The sequence below is a fragment of the Primorskyibacter flagellatus genome (assembly GCF_014638275.1).
Taxonomy (GTDB): domain Bacteria; phylum Pseudomonadota; class Alphaproteobacteria; order Rhodobacterales; family Rhodobacteraceae; genus Pseudooceanicola; species Pseudooceanicola flagellatus_A.
Map to the genome: position 1 here is coordinate 1 of NZ_BMFJ01000005.1, position 16,915 is coordinate 16,915.

Genomic DNA, 16,915 nt, shown 5'->3' on the forward strand with positions numbered 1-16,915 from the left:
TGCTTCCGTTTCGACATCTCTGATCTCCTTCTCGTCGAAGATCAGCAGACTGCAAATCATAGCTTATGTCAGTGTCCGAATTTCGGGGGGTAGCTCAAGCAAAGTCCCGCATTGCTGCCTATTCGCGAAAACAGGGCCAAAGGTTGCTTCCTTGATCCAAGCCGAGATCGAACCGGGGCCTAAGCCCCGATCCTCTTGATGCGGATTCCGAGCTTGCGGGCCTTGTCGACGATGTTCTCTGTGATGCCCGAACCGGGCGTGGCAATCAGACCCTGCGGTATGGTCTCGAGCATCTTGTCGTTGCGCTTGAAAGGGGCGGCCTTGCCGTGGCTTTTCCAGTCGGGTTTGAAGACCACCTGGGTGACACCTCGGGTATCTGCCCAGCGGGCGGCGATCATTTCGGCGCCTTTGGGCGTGCCGCCGTGCAGAAGCACCATGTCGGGGTATTTCGCAAAGGTGGCATCGAGGACGGACCAGATCAGATCGTAGGCGTGATAGTCCCCGCCTGAGAAGGCGATCCGCGTGCCTTCGGGGCAGTGCACCTCGGTCTCCTTGCGGCGTTTGGCAGAGAGATAGGCCCGGCTATCCACCACGGCGGAGGTGAGACCACGATGGGAGACCTTGGATCCTGTCCGGGGCAGCCAGGGCGAGCCCGTGGCGGCCGAGAAATGGTCCACGGCGAGATCGCGCATCTGCTCGAAGGCGTCGCGATGGTCCCAGAGCTTCAACCCGATCATCTGGAGGCGCTCGAGCTCGACCGAGGCGACCTCGGAGCCGTCTTGGATCGCAAGGCTTTCCCGGACCTCGAATTCGTTGTCGTCGAGGAGCTTCTGGATATGGGTCAGCCGGCGATGGAAGATCGAGGTGAGGGACCAGAGCATCTCTTCGAGATTGTCTTCCAACTGGCTGCCGGTGAGGAGGCCGATGGTGGTGTCAAAGAGGGTCGCCATGGCGAGTTCGACCTCATCTGGCTGGGGCAGGGGGCGATGATCGGTCTCGCCGGGCCTCGGCGTTGCGCCGTGAAGTGCCAGGTGGTCGAGGATGGCGGAGGTTACGCCGGTTTCTTCTTGGATGTCTGTCTGATGGGGCATTGTCTGGTTCCTCTGATTGATCTGACCCGATTTGGATGGGGCGATATCAGGACCGGCGGCGACCGGGCCGCATCCGCCAGGATCGAAGCGCAGCGGAGAATGTGACCCGGGCCGGAAAATTGTTCCCGCGAGGAATGAGCCGACGCGGCCACGCGGCGGGGCAGGGGAATTTTCTGGTTCGGGGCGCATTGCTGCCCGGGCGAGGGGCACTCAGCCCCGACCCGCCGGTCCATCGCTCCCCTTATCCAAACGGGATCAGATCGAGACCGCGGAACCTTTGCCCCGTCGATCATCACGCGAGGAAGCTGGCACTCAACCGTCCCCGATCTCCAGACCTTGCGCTTTCATGGCCTCAAACAGGGACCGGCGCAGCGCATCCCTGCCAAACGCCCGCAGATCGTCGTTGAAATCGCCCATGCTTGGCACGAGATCACCACAGTCAATTCCAAGAGATTCCAATTGGTTACGCAATCTCATTGATGCGTTACGTCCCGCTTCGTCATTGTCCCGCGCGATCCAGATGCGCTGGATGCCCGGCGGCGGGATGAAGAGACCGAGATGGGTGGCGGTGAGACAGGACGCGAGGTCGAACTCGGGGAAAGCGGTGCCAACTGAGAGGGTGTTCTCGAGACCTTCGCCGACGATGAGATCAGAGCGCGCCTTGCCGGACCAGAAGCGGATGGCATGGCCATGCAGTTGCCCGAGGATCCGTTTTGGGCTCTCGATTGCGGCCAAGCCGCCCGTGGACGGGTCGAGATAGGTGCGCGCGCAGCCGGTGATCTGGCCCCGATTGTCGGTGATCTTTGCCAGCAGGGCAGGAGTCCTTTGCGGCGGATCGGCGTCGTCCTCGCCCCACCGCAGGAAGACCCGCGGGTGATAACGGAGGGCAGGTCCAAGCCGTGTGATACCGCGCCCCTGAAGATAGGTGGCGGCCAATGTGCCAAGCACCGGTTTGCCTGCCGCGAATAGTTTGCGCGCCCGCGCGCTGCGATTGCTGGAATCTGCATCCGGGCGCTCAGATTTTCGTGGCTCTCGTGGCTCGGCAGGGCAGGGGGCCTCGCCGAGAAAGGACCGGGCCTCCCTCAGCGTTTCCTTGAGCGAGACCGACCCAAGCCGTTCATGCAGCAGATCAATCAGATCGCCATATTCACCCGTCGCGTAATCGACCCAGGCGCCAGCCTTGCGCCCATCCTGCGAATGGAGCCTAATGGCGAGGCTTTGCCCTTTGGCGCCCGAGGTGTCGCCGACCTGCCAATAGGTCCCCCGCTTGCGCCCCTCTGGAAAATACTGGCGGCAGAAACTCTCGGCACGGGTCGCTAGATCGGCCGAGAGGTCTGCGATGCTGCGCTGCGCACTCATGCGGCGGTATCCGCAGCGCTTGCGCCAACTGGATGCTCGGCAAGCACCCGCGCCAGCACGTCAATGCCGTCCACCGGAATGAACACCCGCGTCTTCCACTGGATCACCTCGGTGAAGCAGCCCATGGCTTTCAATCCGGACAGGGCCGCGCCCGAGGCGCCAATGAGTTCAAGTCTCGGCTGCCCCATGACGAGCGACCTGCGCAGCTGGTAGCCGCCGAGGAGGTTCAGGGGCGTCCTGGCCTCCATCACGGCCGCGAGCACCTCCTGCGGCGACATCTCGATCTTGCAGTCGAGCCCAAGGCGCGCATAGACATTGAGAAGCTGCTCCTGGCTGACCAGACGGCCGATGGCGCGTTCCCCGTCCTCGGTCTGCAGACGATAGATGCGCATGTTATCGGCAGGCAGCCGGTCCCAGATCGGCAGAAGAAGCCCGCAGATCAGCGTGATCTTCGAGGTGGTGAACTCCGGAACGGCGTCGACCTCGGCCTGCCAGAGATGCTCAAACATCGCGTCATCGATCTCCTCCCAATGCGAGGTCGAAAATTCGCCGAGCGGGAGGATTTCGGTTCCCATGGGCCGCAGCAGTTTCACCCGCAGGATCGGAACACCATCCTCGTCCATGAAAGCCGGCGCATTGACCATCAACGCCGCGCGCTTGGAGGACTTGTTCCAGCAGAGCGTCGCGCCGTCCGTTTTTGCGCAGATCGATTTGATCCGGGGCAGGGTGAGCGGGTCATTGCGATCGGTGCGCTCGACGGTGAGCGCGGTCGCCGTCGCGCCCGTCGCCTCATGCTCGAAGATCACCTTGCGATCGACGATCTCGAACTTTTCGGCGCGCAGGGTCTCGAGGCCGACGTCCAGCGTGCCCGCCTGGCGCGCATCTTCGATGATGGCCGAAAGGAAGGTGCCGAAGGCCTCGAAGATCGCGTCCTGCATGTCGATCCGGAGCGCCAGGCAACGGTTCAGGAACTGCTGGATCGGCGGCAGATTTTCTTTCATCGTGCCATCCGCCTCGTCGAGCGTCAGCCCGGTCATCTCCTGAAACTTCGTATAGGAGCAGGCATCGATCTTGCCCGCGCGCAGCTTGTAGAAAAACTGCCGCAGCGCCGCCCGCGCATAGGGGCTTTCGAGGTTGTCCTCAGCACGGAACATGTTCTGCCCGCCGGTCTCGCGTTGCCCCTTGGTGATAGCACCCAGCGTGTCGAGGCGGCGGGCGATGGTGGAGAGAAACCGCTTCTCACCTTTCACGTTTGTGGCGACGGGGCGGAAGAGCGGCGGCTGCGCTTGATTGGTGCGGTTGGTGCGCCCCAGCCCCTGGATCGCATTGTCGGCTTTCCAACCAGGCTCGAGCAGGTAATGCACACGGAGGCGTTGGTTCTTAGCACCGAGATCAGCATGGTAGCTGCGCCCCGTGCCACCGGCATCGGAGAAGATCAGGATGCGCTTGGCATCATCCATGAAGGCTTGGGTTTCTCCGAGGTTGGAGGAGGCAGGGCGGTTTTCGACCTTGAGCCGCCCTTCAAGGGTTTTCACGATGCGCCGCTTGCGCCCCGTGACCTCGGCCACCGCGTCCCCGCCGAAATGCCAGAGGATCTGGTCGAGCGCGCCCTGCACCGGGGCGAGCGCGCCCAGATGTTCGATCAGATCGTCCCGCCGCCGCTCCGCCTCGCGGCAGATGATGGGGTTGCCACTCGCATCGACAGCGGGGCGCGAACGCAGATCGCCATTCTCGTCGGTGAAGGGCTCGAAGAACTGCGTCGGGAAGCTGTGCATCAGGTAGTCCATGATGTTCTCCCTCGGCGTGAAATCGACCTGCAGGTCGTCCCAATCCGAGGGCGGGATCTCCTCGAGGCGGCGTTCCATGACCGCCTCGCTGGTCGAGACCACCTGAATCACCGCCGAATGACCCGCTGCCAGGTCCGCCTCGATGGCGCGGATCAGCGAGGGGCATTTCATTGCGGTGATGAGATGGTTGAAGAAACGCTGCTTGTTGCTCTCAAAGGCCGAGCGGGCGGCGGATTTTGCCTGAGCGTTCAAAGTTCCAGTCTCGGAGGAAATACCCGAGGCATGAAGGGCCGCCTCGAGGTTGGTGTGGATGATCTGATAGGCATCGGCGTAACTGTCGTAGATCGCGACCTGGGCGGGGGTCAGCTCATGCACCAGCATCTCGTATTCGACCCCGGCATAGGAGAGCGAGCGTGCCAGATACAGCCCGAGCGCTTTCAGGTCGCGCGAGATCATCTCCATTGCGGCAATACCCCCGGCCTCCATCGCGGCGACAAATTCGGCCCGCGCCACGAAGGGGAAATCCCCGGTGCCCCAAAGCCCGAGGCGGGTGGCATAGGCGAGATTGCCGACCACAGTGGCGCCGGTGGCCGAGACATAGAGGACGCGGGCATCTGGCACGGCATTTTGCAGCGCGAGGCCGGCAAGACCTTGCTGCGACGCCTTTTTGTCGCCGCGATCGGACTTTTCGCCGGCGGCATTCGCCATGGCGTGGCTTTCGTCGAAAGCGATAACCCCGTCGAACCCTTCGCCCAGCCAGGACGTCACCTGGTCGAGCCGCGACGCCTTCCCTTCGCGTTCGGCGGAACGCAGAGTCGCGTAAGTGACAAAGAGGATGCCTTCGGACTGAACCGCCCCGGGTTTACCGGAGAGTTTGAGGTTCAATAGTTATGCCGCTTTCTCAGTGGCGCTCAAGTCTGCGAAGAATGCCTCCTCTGCTTCTTGTGGCGTGACATATCCGATGGCGCTGTGGAGGCGCTCGGTGTTGTACCAGGAGACCCACTTCAGCGTTTCCCATTCGACTTGTCCGACCGACTTCCATGGGCCGAGGAAGTTGATGACCTCGGTCTTGAACAGGCCGATGATGCTTTCAGTCAGGGCGTTATCATAAGAATCCCCGACGCTGCCGACAGACGTGTCGATGCCGGCCTCAGCCAGACGCTCAGTGTACTTGATCGACAGGTATTGCGATCCGCGATCCGAATGATGGATCAGCTTGTCTGCCCCGGACGGCGCCCGCTGGCAGATGGCCTGGTTCAGGGCGTCGAGAACAAAGCCTGTGGTCATTGAAGTCGCCACGCGCCAGCCGACAATCTTGCGGGCAAAGACGTCGATGACGAAAGCGACGTAGACCATCCCTTGCCAGCTTGAGACATAGGTGAAATCTGACACCCAGAGCTGATAGTGTCCCGGGAAATGGTGTAACTTTGCTCTTCGGCCTTGGCTTGGCCGCAGTTACAGGGCGGCGATCTTCGCCGGGTCCATGGGGTCAGTGTCGCAAATGGCGGCGACGGTTTCCAGTGTCATGTAGCGCCGCGTGATCGCCCACTCATCGTTTTGCTCCAGCATCAGCGCTCCGACCAGACGCGTCACCGCGGCCTCGTTCGGAAAGATTCCGACGACGTTGGTCCGGCGCTTGATCTCTTTATTCAAGCGCTCAAGCGGATTCGTCGAATGGATTTTCGGCCAATGATCCTTGGGGAAGCCCTTGTAGGCCAGGACGTCCTCTTCGGCACGGCGCATCAACTCGGCGAGCTTTGGATGGCGTGGTTCGAACGCGTCGATCAGCTTGGTCCAGTGGTCTTTCGAGGCCGCGAGCGTGTCCTGGTCGAAGGCGGTCCGGAGCGCCGCGGTGACGATCGGGCGGTCCTTCTTGCCGACGCAGGCTAGCGCATTGCGCATGAAATGCACGCGACAGCGCTGGACGGTCGCGCCGAGCACCTTGGCGGCTGCAGCCTTCAGGCCCTTGTGATCGTCGGCGATGATCAGACGGTTGCCGCGCAGGCCGCGATCCGCGAGAGAGCGCAGGAACTCGTCCCAAAAGACCTCCGCCTCGCTGGGCTGGACGGCGATGCCCAAGACCTCGCGGCGGCCGTCCAGGTTGACCGCCACGGCCACTATGGCCGCGACACTGACGATCCGGCCGCCGCGGCGCACCTTGATGTAGGTAGCGTCGAGCCACAGGTAGGGCCATTCGCCTTCCAGCGGGCGGTTCAGGAACGCGTCGACCCGTTCGTCGATCTCGCCGCAGAGCCGCGAGACCTGGCTTTTCGACACGCCGGTCATGCCCATCGCCCTGACGAGGTCGTCCACCGAGCGGGTCGACAGGCCTTGGACATAGGCCTCCTGAATGACCGCCGTCATCGCCTTCTCCGCCGCCCGGCGCGGCTCCAGGAACTCGGGAAAATAGCGGCCCTTGCGCAGCTTCGGGATCTTCACATCGACCCGGCCTGCACGCGTCTCCCAGGCCCGGGACCGGTATCCGTTCCGGCGGTTCACACGGTCGTCGCTGCGTTCGTGCGCGCCGGCGCCGCAGAGCTGGTCGACATCCAGCGCCATGAGCCGGTCGGCAACAAACCCGAGCATCTCGGCCAGCAGGTGGGTGTCGGACGTCTCCGACAAAAGCGCGCGCAAGGCTGCGGTCTCTGATAGGCTGTCTTTGGTCACGGTTGATCTCCTCGGTCATCGGTCAGGTCGGCAAACCGAACCTTAGCCGAAGAACAACCGTGGCCGCCAAGCGACCCACGCGGGCCTCGCTTCGCTACGCGAAGGCTCCGCTCAGCCCGCGCTACCGGCGGGCATTACACCAACCGTTGGGACACTGCTTCATGTCTAAATCTGATAGCGGGCCGATCGCCGGACGTGATGCAGATCGTTCAATCATCGCGGCGAGCGCGATGTCAGGCGAAGAGCGCAAGAAGCGGTGCTACGGCCTTCTGCCAGCTGTCACGCGCTTCAAGCCGGCCGATCCAGCCCGCGATTCTGGGGAATTCGTCCAGCGAAATCCCCGCTTGGTCGCGATACATGAATGTGGTCGCCAGATAGAAGTCGGCAAGGCTGAGTGCGCCTGCAATCCAATCCTTATCGTCGAGTCCGGTTTCCAGAACGGCAAGGAACTGATCGGTGGCTTTCCGTTCCACTTCGACCACAGTAGGATCAGGATCGCCCATGCCGAATTTCTCTTTGAGGAACAGCTCAAAGGACAACTTCTGCATCGCCGGGCCAAGGTGGATGGCTTGCCACCAGGCCCACTGATCGACGAGGGCCCGCGTCTTGAGGCCATCAGGATAGAGCCCTGCCTCGGGCCGGATCCCGGCCAGATAGGCACAGATCGCCCGGGACTCCCAGAGCACGAAATTCCCGTCCTCCAAAACAGGCACCTTTGCATTTGAATTGCGGGCAAGAAATTCCGCCGCGCGGTTGTCCCCGGCACGGATGTCGACCTCGACGATTTCGAGTTCCACGCCCAGTTCGTGCGCCACCGCCCGTACACGCAGCGCATTCGGTGAGAAGTTCGCGTTGTAAAGCCTCATGACATTTTCCAGCATTATTGTTCCTGCGGCGCCTGAAGAAGCGCCGCGCGGTTAGCGGCCAGGAAATCGGCCACCGACTGTCCGGGCTTGCCGGTGAGCGATTCGAGATCGCCGCTGGCCACATCGAGATAGCCCTGCGCGATTGCTTCGTCGAAGGAGGCAAAGACCCTCGCCATGAACTCCGGCAGTCCATTTGCGATCATCGCCTGCACCAGATCCTCGGCGGGCAGGGCGACATAGGGGATTTCCTTACCCGCAATTTCGGACAAGATCGCCGCGACCTCGGCCTGGCTGACCGTCTCCGGCCCGGTGATATCGAGGGTCTTCCTTCCCGTAGCTTTCATTAGCGCCGCGGCTGCGGCACGGGCGCAATCCGCGCGTGTCACATATCCGGTCTTGCCATCTGCTGCGGCGGAGAAATGCGTGCCCATGGCGACGCTCTGCTGGCCGCCCATCAACAGAAAGTCGGTGTACATATTGTTGCGCAGGATCGAATGATCCGCCCCACTTTCCGTGATCAGCTTCTCGGTCCCTTCGTGGTCTTGAGCGAATCCGATTGGACTTTCCGCGACTGGGCCTGCGAAGGAGGTATAGACGATGTGGTCGATACCTACCGTCTTGGCCGCAGCAATCGCATTGGAATGAGCTGCGAGCCGCTTGCCCGGCTCCAGATCGTCGGTGGAGATGATGAGGAGACGCTTGCCGCCCGCGAAGGCTGCTTCAAGAGAAGCCGGGTCGTTGAAATCGCCCTCGCGCGCCTCGACTCTTTTTCCCGCCAGATCGGCAAGCTTGTCGGGAGTGCGCGAGATCGCGATGACCGGCCCGGCACCTGCCTGAACCAGCAGGTCGACCACCTGCCGGCCAAGTTGTCCGGACGCGCCGGTCACGATGAAGGGGCCGTTCTGGATGTTGGACATGGTATCTCTCTTATCTTGATATTTCTGCAAGCGCGCTTGCGATCAATCGTGGATTTGGGTGGGGGCGGGATTCGCCAGCTTGCCGCGCGCGAAACCCCAGCTTGTGGTCAGGATTTTGATCATCACATCGACCTCTGCCTCATCGCGTGGAGCAAAGGCCATGATCGCATTGGCCGGGATGTATCCGGCCGAGGCCATCGGGTGCTGTTCGCCCCATCCCTTCGCGATGAGTTCCTCAATCGCCGGCAGCGGCAGCATCATGTGCGACGAACCGTCATAGGCGGGATGCACATGCGCAAATTCGCGTCCGATCATGAAGGCTTCGCGCGGGCCGCAGGCATGCGGCCGCGGCAGGACTAATGCCTCGGCGCCGGGGACCGAAATACCCGATCGGCAACGCTCGACGAAGGGCAGGGCGAAGGCCTTCTGCTTGAACAATGCGTGAATCTCGGCCGAGGAGTTCTGCGACACTTGCTCATGCGGGGCGCACTCGGTGGCTTCGGGGCGCGGACCCTGCCGCAAAGGAAGTTCGAAGCACATATCTGGTCCTATCCAAATCTGAACGCGCTTTCGACCGCGCCCAATACGTGATCCTCGAGGGTCTTTTCCCCCCGATCCGCAAGCGCGGCGCCGGCCACGACGTGCAATGGAATTAGATGTTCCTCGCGCGGATTGGCGTCGCGTGCGCCGGGTGCCCGATCCCAAGCAGCCAGCATGGCGCGGCGCGCCCCGGGGTCTTCATGGGTCACCGCACCCGTGAGCCATCGGTCAAAGTCGCCGCCGTTCACCGGGCCATCGGGTCCGCCCCTCATCGCCCGCATCATCTTGCCCATGTTGTGATAGGTGTTGCCGGACCCGATGATCAGAACACCTTCGTCTCGCAAGGGCGCCAACGCGCGACCAGCAGCAAGATGCGCCTCAGCGTCGAGATCATCGCGCAGGCTCAGTTGGACGGTAGGTAAGTCGGCCTCAGGCAAAGCCACCTTTAGCGGAACAAACACCCCATGATCGAAGCCACGCGTGGCGTCGGCCCGGGTTTCAAAACCCGCGCCATTCAATAGCTCGCTTGCACGGGCCGCCAGCGTAGGATCGCCTAGCGCGGGCCAGGTCAGCTGATAAGTATGGGGGGGAAACCCCTGATAGTCGAACAGCAGCGGCGGCGCGGAGTTGGTCTGCACGGTAAACACCCGTTCCTCCCAATGGCCTGAGATCACGAGAAGCGCCTTTGGCTTTGCCGGCAGGCTCGCAGGCAAAGCCTCAAGGAATCTGCGGTGCCTGTCCCAGGTGTCAGGCGGGTTCCAGTCCATGAAGAAGCAAGGGCCGCCTCCATGGGGAACAAACACTGTCGGCTGCCTTTCGGTCATTCTGTCGTCCTTTTGAACCCCAAGCCCGAGGGTGGATGGCCAGCGCCGTGGCAACTCCGCATCGGATTAATTCGTCTCTGTCGGAAACGTCGGCGCATATGCCGACTTTACCGCACGCACGCGATTGGCTGTCATCCACGAGGCGATCAGGAGCACCCAGGTCGCAAGAGCCGGTGGCCAGCCTGGATCGCCCGCGCCCACATGCGCCCCGAACGCCAACACCAGATGCCAGAACATCGCCGCGTAAGCCCAGTCCGCCAGCATCGCCGAAGGGCGCCAAAGAATCACCACCGCGCCGACAATCTTCAAAATCGCGAGCGGCCAGATGATGTATGTGGGATAGCTCAACACCTCGCGATACATGCCCGCGACCATATCGTGGGATGAGATGTAGAAAGTCGCCGCACCCAGATAGACCAGCGCCACAAGGCCGGTCGCGATCCAGTAGACATACTTTGCCACGTTGTCACTCATCACCGCACTCCCTGTTTGCAAGGGCTTGTTCAGCCGCAGTTTCCGCTCTAAGTACCTTTAGGTGTCTTGCATCGCTCGTGAAAGTAGGCACTTAAAAGTAACTAGATTACTTTAACCGCGAGGATAATCCACGATGAAGAGCGTCCAGCCCCCCTCATGCCCGATGGAGGCGCTTCTGCGTGTCATCACAGGCCCTTGGACGATCTATATACTCTGGGTTCTGTCCGAGCAGGGACCGCAGCGTTTCGGCGCGCTCAAGCGTTTGGTGCCCGGCATTTCCACCCGGGTCCTGACCGAGAGGCTGAGAATGCTGGAACATGCTGGCGTTGTATGGCGCGAGCAGGCCATGACCATCCCACCCGCTGTCACCTACGGGCTGACTGAGCGCGGCGCGGAACTGCGCGGCGTGCTGGACAAGCTTGGCTCGATCGCACGCCGCTGGGAGGCCGAGGGTGCCTTTGTCGGGACCGCAAGCGCGGCAGAATGACGGTACCCCTCCTGTTCGCGGGATAATCCCGCGCCCGAGAACAACTCAGGCAGAATCAGACCCGAAGCTCATGACGAATTGAAAACGGCGCTAGAAAAAGCCGCCAAGCGGCGCTTGGTGGGGTAGATCCGCACAGCTTTACGCTTTGCTGCTAAATCAACTTCTATCTACTATACTCACTAGACGGTACAGTAAAGCTTGTAACCGCCTAGTCCTGCCTGGGATAGAGAGAACGAGATGCCCGTGAGAAAAATGGCCGACGTCATGATTGGTGCGCGCGAGGTTTTCTTCCGATGCGGTTACGAAGGAGCCACGGTCGATGCGATTGCCGCTGAAGGAAAAGTGTCGAAGGCAACCATGTATTCGTATTACCCGACCAAGGAGCAACTGTTCCTGAGCGTGGTTGAATCCGAATGCGGTCGGCTTGCGGACGAAATCCTCCGGCCCTTGATCGCGTCTTTGGAGCCGCGCGCCCAGTTGGAAGAACTCGCCCTTCGCATGGTCGACCTCACCTTGGACGACACCTACATCCGTCTCCTGCGAACGTGCGTTGGCGCCTCCGAGGCACTGCCCGAAGTGGGTGAGGTTTATTTTCGCGCAGGCCCGAAACCTGCTCGCGAACTCGTCGGTAGGATTCTGGAGCGCCTTACGCGCGAAGGCGCGCTCGATGTCGATGACGACCGGCGCGCGTCCGATCACTTCATACACCTTTGCGTTTCGGGGCTACTTATGCCGCGCCTTCTCGCAGTGAAACGAGCTGTCCACCGCGAGCAACATGCGCGCGAAGCGGTCGCTGCATTCCTGCGACTTTACGGTAGCGGCCACAGAGACAAATTTTCAGATTGAGCTCGCTTGCCAAATACGGGGCAGCGCATTAGCTCGCCCAATGACTTAACCGACCGGACGGTACAGGGTGACTGCACAAGTGGAAAAGCAACCGAAGAACGCCTCGCCGAAGATTCTCGGCGCTGCGCGGGCGATTGCGCTGCGAGAAGGCGCGGGAAAGATCACGATCGACGCCGTCGCTCGGGAATCCGGCCTCAGCAAGGGTGGGGTGTTGTACAACTTCCCCACCAAGAAAGCGCTTCTGGCCGGGCTGCTCGACGAAATGCTCGCGGAGCACCGCGAACGTCTGGCGTCGGTCCCGGAAGGGCACAGTTCCCGCACCCTGCGCGGTCATCTCGAGACAGTTCTGCAAGCCGGAAGCACCGATGATGACCTTTCGATGGCTATTCTCGCGGTTTCGGCGTCGGATCCGAATCTTCTGGACCCGCTGAGAAAAGAACTGTCCCGTGATGTCGAGCGCATCCGTTCGGACGCGCAGGACGACACTGCGGCGATGGTTCTCTTTTTGGCGATCCAGGGTCTTCGTTTCCAGAGGCTCCTTCGCCTCGCGGATGGTGATGCCGATCAGCAAGACGCCACCATCGACAGATTCAAGGACATGATCGATGAGCTCGAATAGAACCAGATACTTCCGAGGAGGTGTCGCCGGATTGGTCGCCCTCCTTCTCGCCATTGTCCTTCTCGTGCAATTCGGCCCGAACCTCGCATCCAAGGTCTTCGCGCAGACTACGGATGAGGTTTCCGGTGCCGATGCGCAAGGGAGCGCCGAGCAAGACATGGCCCAACCGGTCACGGTCGAAGTATCGCGTGCCGAGCTTCGCGATAGCGATAGGGCGCGCAGCCTGGCAGGCCGCGTGGAGCCCGCCCGGACCGTGGATATTGCCTTTCAGGTTTCGGGTCAGCTTTCCGACCTCGCGGTAGATGCTGGGACTCGGGTCGAGAAAGGCGATTTAATCGCCGCGCTCGACCCGGTCGATTTCGAATTGGCTCTGGACCGGGCACAGGCCTCTTTCGACCTCGCAAAATCCGAATACGATCGTGCGTTGAGTCTGACCGAGAGGGGGGTGGCGACCGACGCCCGACTTGAAACGAACCGCGCGCAGCTTGCCCAGGCAGAAGTCGCCCTCCGTGAAGCGAAGCGTCGTCTGGCTCAAGCCACGATCGCGGCGCCCTTCGAGGCCATTGTCGCGCGCATCTTTCTGGAGGAGTTTTCGAACGTCACCCCTGCGGCTCCGATTGCCAGGTTGCAGGACATCAGTGAAATGCGGGTGCGGATTTCGCTGCCCGAGGAACTCGCCGCGATCGCACGGGCCCAGCCCGATGCATTCAGGGTAACCGCCTCTTTCCCCGCTGTGCCGGGATATGACGCAACTCTGTATCTGCGGACATTCGTGACCGATGCAGACCCCACAGCCCAAACCTATGACTTCGAGCTTGCAATCGAGGGCGCCATCGACCCGAGATTGCTGCCCGGAATGACGGCGAATGTGCGCGTAGCCGCCGCCGCGGAGGGTGCGCAATCGCGGTTGGTAGTCGTCCCGGTCTCAGCGATCGACACGACGAGCCGGAGCGAGCCGTCCATCTGGCTGTATGACGAGGGGACCGGCCGGGTGTCCCGTAAGACGATCCGCCTGGGGCTGCCGAACGACGACGAAATCGTCGTGCTTGAGGGGCTCTCCGGAGACGAACTGGTTGTGTCCGGCGGGTGGTGGCGCCTGAAGGAAAACGAAACAGTCGCGGTTCGCGGCCTCTGAACGATCCTGGACCGGAAAACCGAAACCATGACAATGAGTATTTCCCGCGCAAGCATCCGACGTCCGGTCGCCGTTTGGCTGGCAATTATCTTTTGCCTTCTCGGCGGTTTGTGGGGGCTGAACACGGTCGGACGCCTCGAAGACCCGAGTTTCACGCTCAAGACGGCGCTCGTTTTCGTGCCCTATCCGGGCGCGACGGCGATGGAGGTGGAAGAGGAAGTCACCGATGTCGTGGAAAGCGCACTCCAACAGATGAAGCAGCTCGACCGGGTGGAATCGAAATCCATGCCGGGCATGGCCCAGATCACGGTCGAGATCGAGATGACCTATGGGCCCGACGAGATCCCACAGGTCTGGGACGAAATGCGCCGCCGCATCCGCGACATCGAAAGAGAGCTCCCCTCCGGTGCGCAGTCTCCGATCATCAATGACGATTTCGGCGACGTCTACGGCATGTTCTACGCTGTGACGGCCGATGGGTTGAGCGCCTCGGAACAGCGAGACCTCGCGACTAAACTGCGGCGCGGCTTTGTCACCGTCGACGGGGTGGCCAAGATCGAGGTTCAGGGGCTGGCTGAAGAGGAGATCATCATTTCGATCCCTTCGGCGCGCCTGACCGAACTGGGCCTGCCACCGGACCAGATCCTCGGTATCATCGCCGACGAAAACCAGGTTTTCTCCAACGGCGAGATCAGCGAAGGGCTGTCTCGGCTGGGCGTGTCCGTTCCGCCGGGTTATGTCAGCGTCGAGGGCATAGAGGCGCTGCGGCTCGGCGCCCCCGGAGAGGTCGGGCAGATTGCGCTCTACGACATCGCTCGCGTGGTCCGAGAGGAGACAGAGCGGCCGAGCCAGATCGTGCGTCACAATGGCACGCGGGCCTTCACCCTCGGGGTCTCGGCGCTCGTGGACCGCAACGTTGTCGAGGTCGGCAGATCGGTCGAGGCACGGCTGGACCAGCTGAAGACCGAATTGCCGGACGGCGTCGAGATCGTACCGATCTATGAACAGCATAAGGTCGTCGACGAAGCGGTCTCGAGCTTTCTCGTCGGCCTCGGTCAATCCGTGGCCATCGTCATCGGGGCGCTGATGCTGACCATGGGTTGGCGCGCGGGTTTGGTCGTGGGTGCCACCCTGGGCCTAACGGTGTTTTCCACGCTGTTTTTCATGTCTGTCTTCGGCATCGAGATGGAACGGATCAGTCTCGGGGCACTGATCATCGCCATGGGTATGCTGGTCGACAACGCCATCGTGATCGCCGAAGGCATGCTGATTGGCATGGCGCGGGGCAAGTCCGCCGAAGACGCCGCCGCCGATACCGAGACCGCGACATCGTTTCCTCTGCTTGGGGCCACCGTGATCGGGATCATGGCGTTCTCTGGAATTGGATTGTCGCCAGATGCCACCGGCGAATTTCTGTTCTCGCTGTTCGCGGTTATCGCGATTTCGTTGCTGATGAGCTGGATCCTCGCCGTAACCGTCACACCCTATCTCGGGAAGCTTCTTCTGAGGGCACCGAAAGACATTTCCAAGGATCCCTATGGCGGCCTCATCTATTCGGCCTATCGCGGTTTCCTCTGGATGGCGCTGCGCGCCCGCGTGCTCGTCGTCCTGACGATCGCCGGAATCACGGTCTGGTCGGTCATGGCCTTCGGCCAGGTCAAGCAGGCTTTTTTTCCGGCGTCGAACACACCGATATTCTACGTCGAATTCCAGATGCCGCAAGGCACGGACATTCGAGTCACGAATGAAGAAATCGCTCGGCTGGAGGCGATCATCTTAGGCGAGGAGATCGTGACAGACGTGACGACGCTTGTCGGGCGAGGGGCCAGCCGCTTCATGCTGACCTACAACCCTGAGCAGGCCGATGCGAGCTACGGTCAGCTGATCGTGCGTGCGACCGATGCCACACTCATCCCCGATGTTGCGGCGCGTCTCAATCGCGAACTGCCGGCGCAATTCTCCAATCCTCTTATCCGCGTCGAGGAGATCGTCTTCGGTCCTCCTGCCGGGGCCGATGTCGCCGTGCGATTTTCCGGACCCGATCCGGTGGTCCTTCGGCAGCTATCGGATAACGCGCTTGCGATCTTCGACGAGGCCGGCACGATCACAAACCCGCGCACAGACTGGCGGCAGCGCGAAATTCTCGTCGAACCCATCGTCGACGAGGCTCGCATGCGGTTGGCCGGTGCGACTCGCGCTTCGATCGCCGACACCGTGCAATACGGCACCTCGGGCCTGCGGGTCGGCACCCTGCGCGAAGGCGATGCCGAAATCCCGATGTATCTGCGGCTTCCCGAGGTCGAGCGCGACGGGCTGGATCGTTTGCGCGATCTCTCCGTCTGGTCGCCGGGTGCAAATGGCTATGTGCCGATGGCCAACCTCGTCTCCGGCTTTGAGCCCCGCCTCGTCGAGGCCCTTATCCACCGCCGCGACCGTGAGCGTACGATAACGGTCCTCGGCGGCGCAGGCGGCGACCTGACAGCAGATGAGGCCTTTCGCAGTGTCCGCTCTGATATCGAAGCCATTCGGCTTCCCGAAGGCTACACGATGGAATGGGGTGGCGAGTTCGAAAGCGCTGGAGAAGCGCAGGCAAGTCTCGGCAAACAGCTTCCCTTGGGCTTTCTGGTAATGCTGACAATTTCGATCCTGATGTTCAACAAAGTGCGCCAGCCACTGATCCTGTGGCTCGTGGTTCCGATGTCGGTCACGGGGATGGTTCTTGGTCTGCTGTTCACTGGGCTACCGTTCACGTTCACGGCGCTTCTCGGCTTCTTGTCCCTTTCCGGGATGCTGATGAAGAATGCCATTGTGCTGGTGGAAGAAATCGATCAGCAACGCGCCGAAGGTGTCGAGGACTATCAGGCGTTGATCGATGGCTCGGTCAGCCGTTTGAGGCCCGTCGCGCTGGCTGCGGGCACAACGATTTTCGGTATGATTCCGCTCATATCAGACGCCTTCTTCGCATCGATGGCTGTCACAGTCATGGGTGGCCTCGCGTTCGCCTCGATCCTGACACTGGTCGCGGTGCCGGTATTGTATGCGCTGTTTTTCTTGATCAAGCCGCCTAAACAAGAAACCGCTCCTTCAGGTTCCCCAGCGACAGCCTGAACGCAGATGCAGTTATAAGCGTTTCTCTGAGCGCCCTCGACCCGTCTTAAGGACGGTGTAGGCATGTTCCGTCGCCTCAAGCGCGCCTTCGAGAAAACCGCCGAATGTCGGAGCCACTTCGGTGCCGCCAAAGACGAGCGCTTCGTCCCACAGGCCTGAAAGAACGCACGGCAGGCCATAGTTCGGGTGGGCAAA

The 16,915-nt window shown here is 61.6% G+C and carries 13 protein-coding genes and 2 pseudogenes; 5 read left to right on the forward strand and 10 right to left on the reverse strand.

The genetic code is table 11. From position 1 onward, the window contains the following. Window positions 1-179: 179 nt before the first annotated feature. The 10 genes and pseudogenes from IEV87_RS21630 to IEV87_RS21675 form a co-directional block, all read right to left on the reverse strand. Window positions 180-1,091 (reverse strand): DUF2493 domain-containing protein, encoded by a 912-nt coding sequence (locus IEV87_RS21630; protein ID WP_043753134.1) that lies wholly within the window; start codon window positions 1,089-1,091, stop codon window positions 180-182. 312 nt (window positions 1,092-1,403) lie between these two features. Beyond that, a complete protein-coding gene (locus IEV87_RS21635; RefSeq protein WP_188479820.1) occupies window positions 1,404-2,450 on the reverse strand; it encodes a DUF7146 domain-containing protein in 1,047 nt (348 codons plus the stop codon). Continuing rightward, window positions 2,447-5,080 (reverse strand): annotated as a pseudogene (locus IEV87_RS21640) (strawberry notch family protein); the annotation flags it as partial. The pseudogene IEV87_RS21640 and the gene IEV87_RS21635, both read right to left, overlap by 4 nt. A gap of 45 nt (window positions 5,081-5,125) precedes the next feature. Further along, window positions 5,126-5,638 (reverse strand): annotated as a pseudogene (locus IEV87_RS21645) (IS3 family transposase); the annotation flags it as partial. A gap of 54 nt (window positions 5,639-5,692) precedes the next feature. Beyond that, window positions 5,693-6,904, reverse strand: coding sequence for an IS256 family transposase (locus tag IEV87_RS21650; protein ID WP_043753130.1), 1,212 nt, complete (start codon window positions 6,902-6,904; stop codon window positions 5,693-5,695). A gap of 233 nt (window positions 6,905-7,137) precedes the next feature. Beyond that, window positions 7,138-7,785, reverse strand: a complete 648-nt coding sequence (locus tag IEV87_RS21655; protein WP_048534191.1) for a glutathione S-transferase family protein — start codon at window positions 7,783-7,785, stop codon at window positions 7,138-7,140. Next, on the reverse strand, window positions 7,785-8,687 hold the full coding sequence (locus IEV87_RS21660) for an SDR family oxidoreductase (protein WP_043753128.1): 903 nt from the start codon (window positions 8,685-8,687) through the stop codon (window positions 7,785-7,787). The genes IEV87_RS21655 and IEV87_RS21660 overlap by 1 nt, the downstream gene beginning before the upstream one ends. A 42-nt stretch (window positions 8,688-8,729) precedes the next feature. Beyond that, entirely contained in the window at window positions 8,730-9,227 is a 498-nt protein-coding gene (locus IEV87_RS21665) for a luciferase domain-containing protein (RefSeq protein WP_043753126.1), read from the reverse strand. 8 nt (window positions 9,228-9,235) lie between these two features. Beyond that, window positions 9,236-10,051 (reverse strand): DODA-type extradiol aromatic ring-opening family dioxygenase, encoded by an 816-nt coding sequence (locus IEV87_RS21670; protein ID WP_043753124.1) that lies wholly within the window; start codon window positions 10,049-10,051, stop codon window positions 9,236-9,238. 66 nt (window positions 10,052-10,117) lie between these two features. Further along, the gene (locus IEV87_RS21675) at window positions 10,118-10,525 is read right to left on the reverse strand and encodes a DoxX family protein (protein WP_043753122.1); all 408 of its coding nucleotides are present in this window, start codon (window positions 10,523-10,525) and stop codon (window positions 10,118-10,120) included. A gap of 133 nt (window positions 10,526-10,658) precedes the next feature. Here IEV87_RS21675 and IEV87_RS21680 point away from each other — a divergent pair, with 133 nt between their 5' ends. The 5 genes from IEV87_RS21680 (at window position 10,659) to IEV87_RS21700 (ending at window position 16,720) form a co-directional block, all read left to right on the forward strand. Further along, on the forward strand, window positions 10,659-11,012 hold the full coding sequence (locus IEV87_RS21680) for a winged helix-turn-helix transcriptional regulator (protein ID WP_229737775.1): 354 nt from the start codon (window positions 10,659-10,661) through the stop codon (window positions 11,010-11,012). A 252-nt stretch (window positions 11,013-11,264) separates the two neighbouring features. Continuing rightward, the gene (locus IEV87_RS21685) at window positions 11,265-11,858 is read left to right on the forward strand and encodes a TetR/AcrR family transcriptional regulator (RefSeq protein ID WP_229737776.1); all 594 of its coding nucleotides are present in this window, start codon (window positions 11,265-11,267) and stop codon (window positions 11,856-11,858) included. A gap of 67 nt (window positions 11,859-11,925) precedes the next feature. Beyond that, window positions 11,926-12,477 carry a TetR/AcrR family transcriptional regulator gene (locus tag IEV87_RS21690; RefSeq protein WP_229737777.1) on the forward strand — a complete coding sequence of 184 codons (552 nt, stop codon included), beginning with the start codon at window positions 11,926-11,928 and terminating at the stop codon, window positions 12,475-12,477. Window positions 12,478-12,508: 31 nt separating this feature from the next. After that, window positions 12,509-13,612, forward strand: coding sequence for an efflux RND transporter periplasmic adaptor subunit (locus tag IEV87_RS21695; protein ID WP_229737778.1), 1,104 nt, complete (start codon window positions 12,509-12,511; stop codon window positions 13,610-13,612). A 27-nt stretch (window positions 13,613-13,639) separates the two neighbouring features. Further along, window positions 13,640-16,720: an efflux RND transporter permease subunit gene (locus IEV87_RS21700; RefSeq protein WP_081979666.1), complete on the forward strand. Its 3,081-nt coding sequence runs from the start codon at window positions 13,640-13,642 to the stop codon at window positions 16,718-16,720. The last annotated feature ends 195 nt before the right edge of the window (window positions 16,721-16,915 follow it).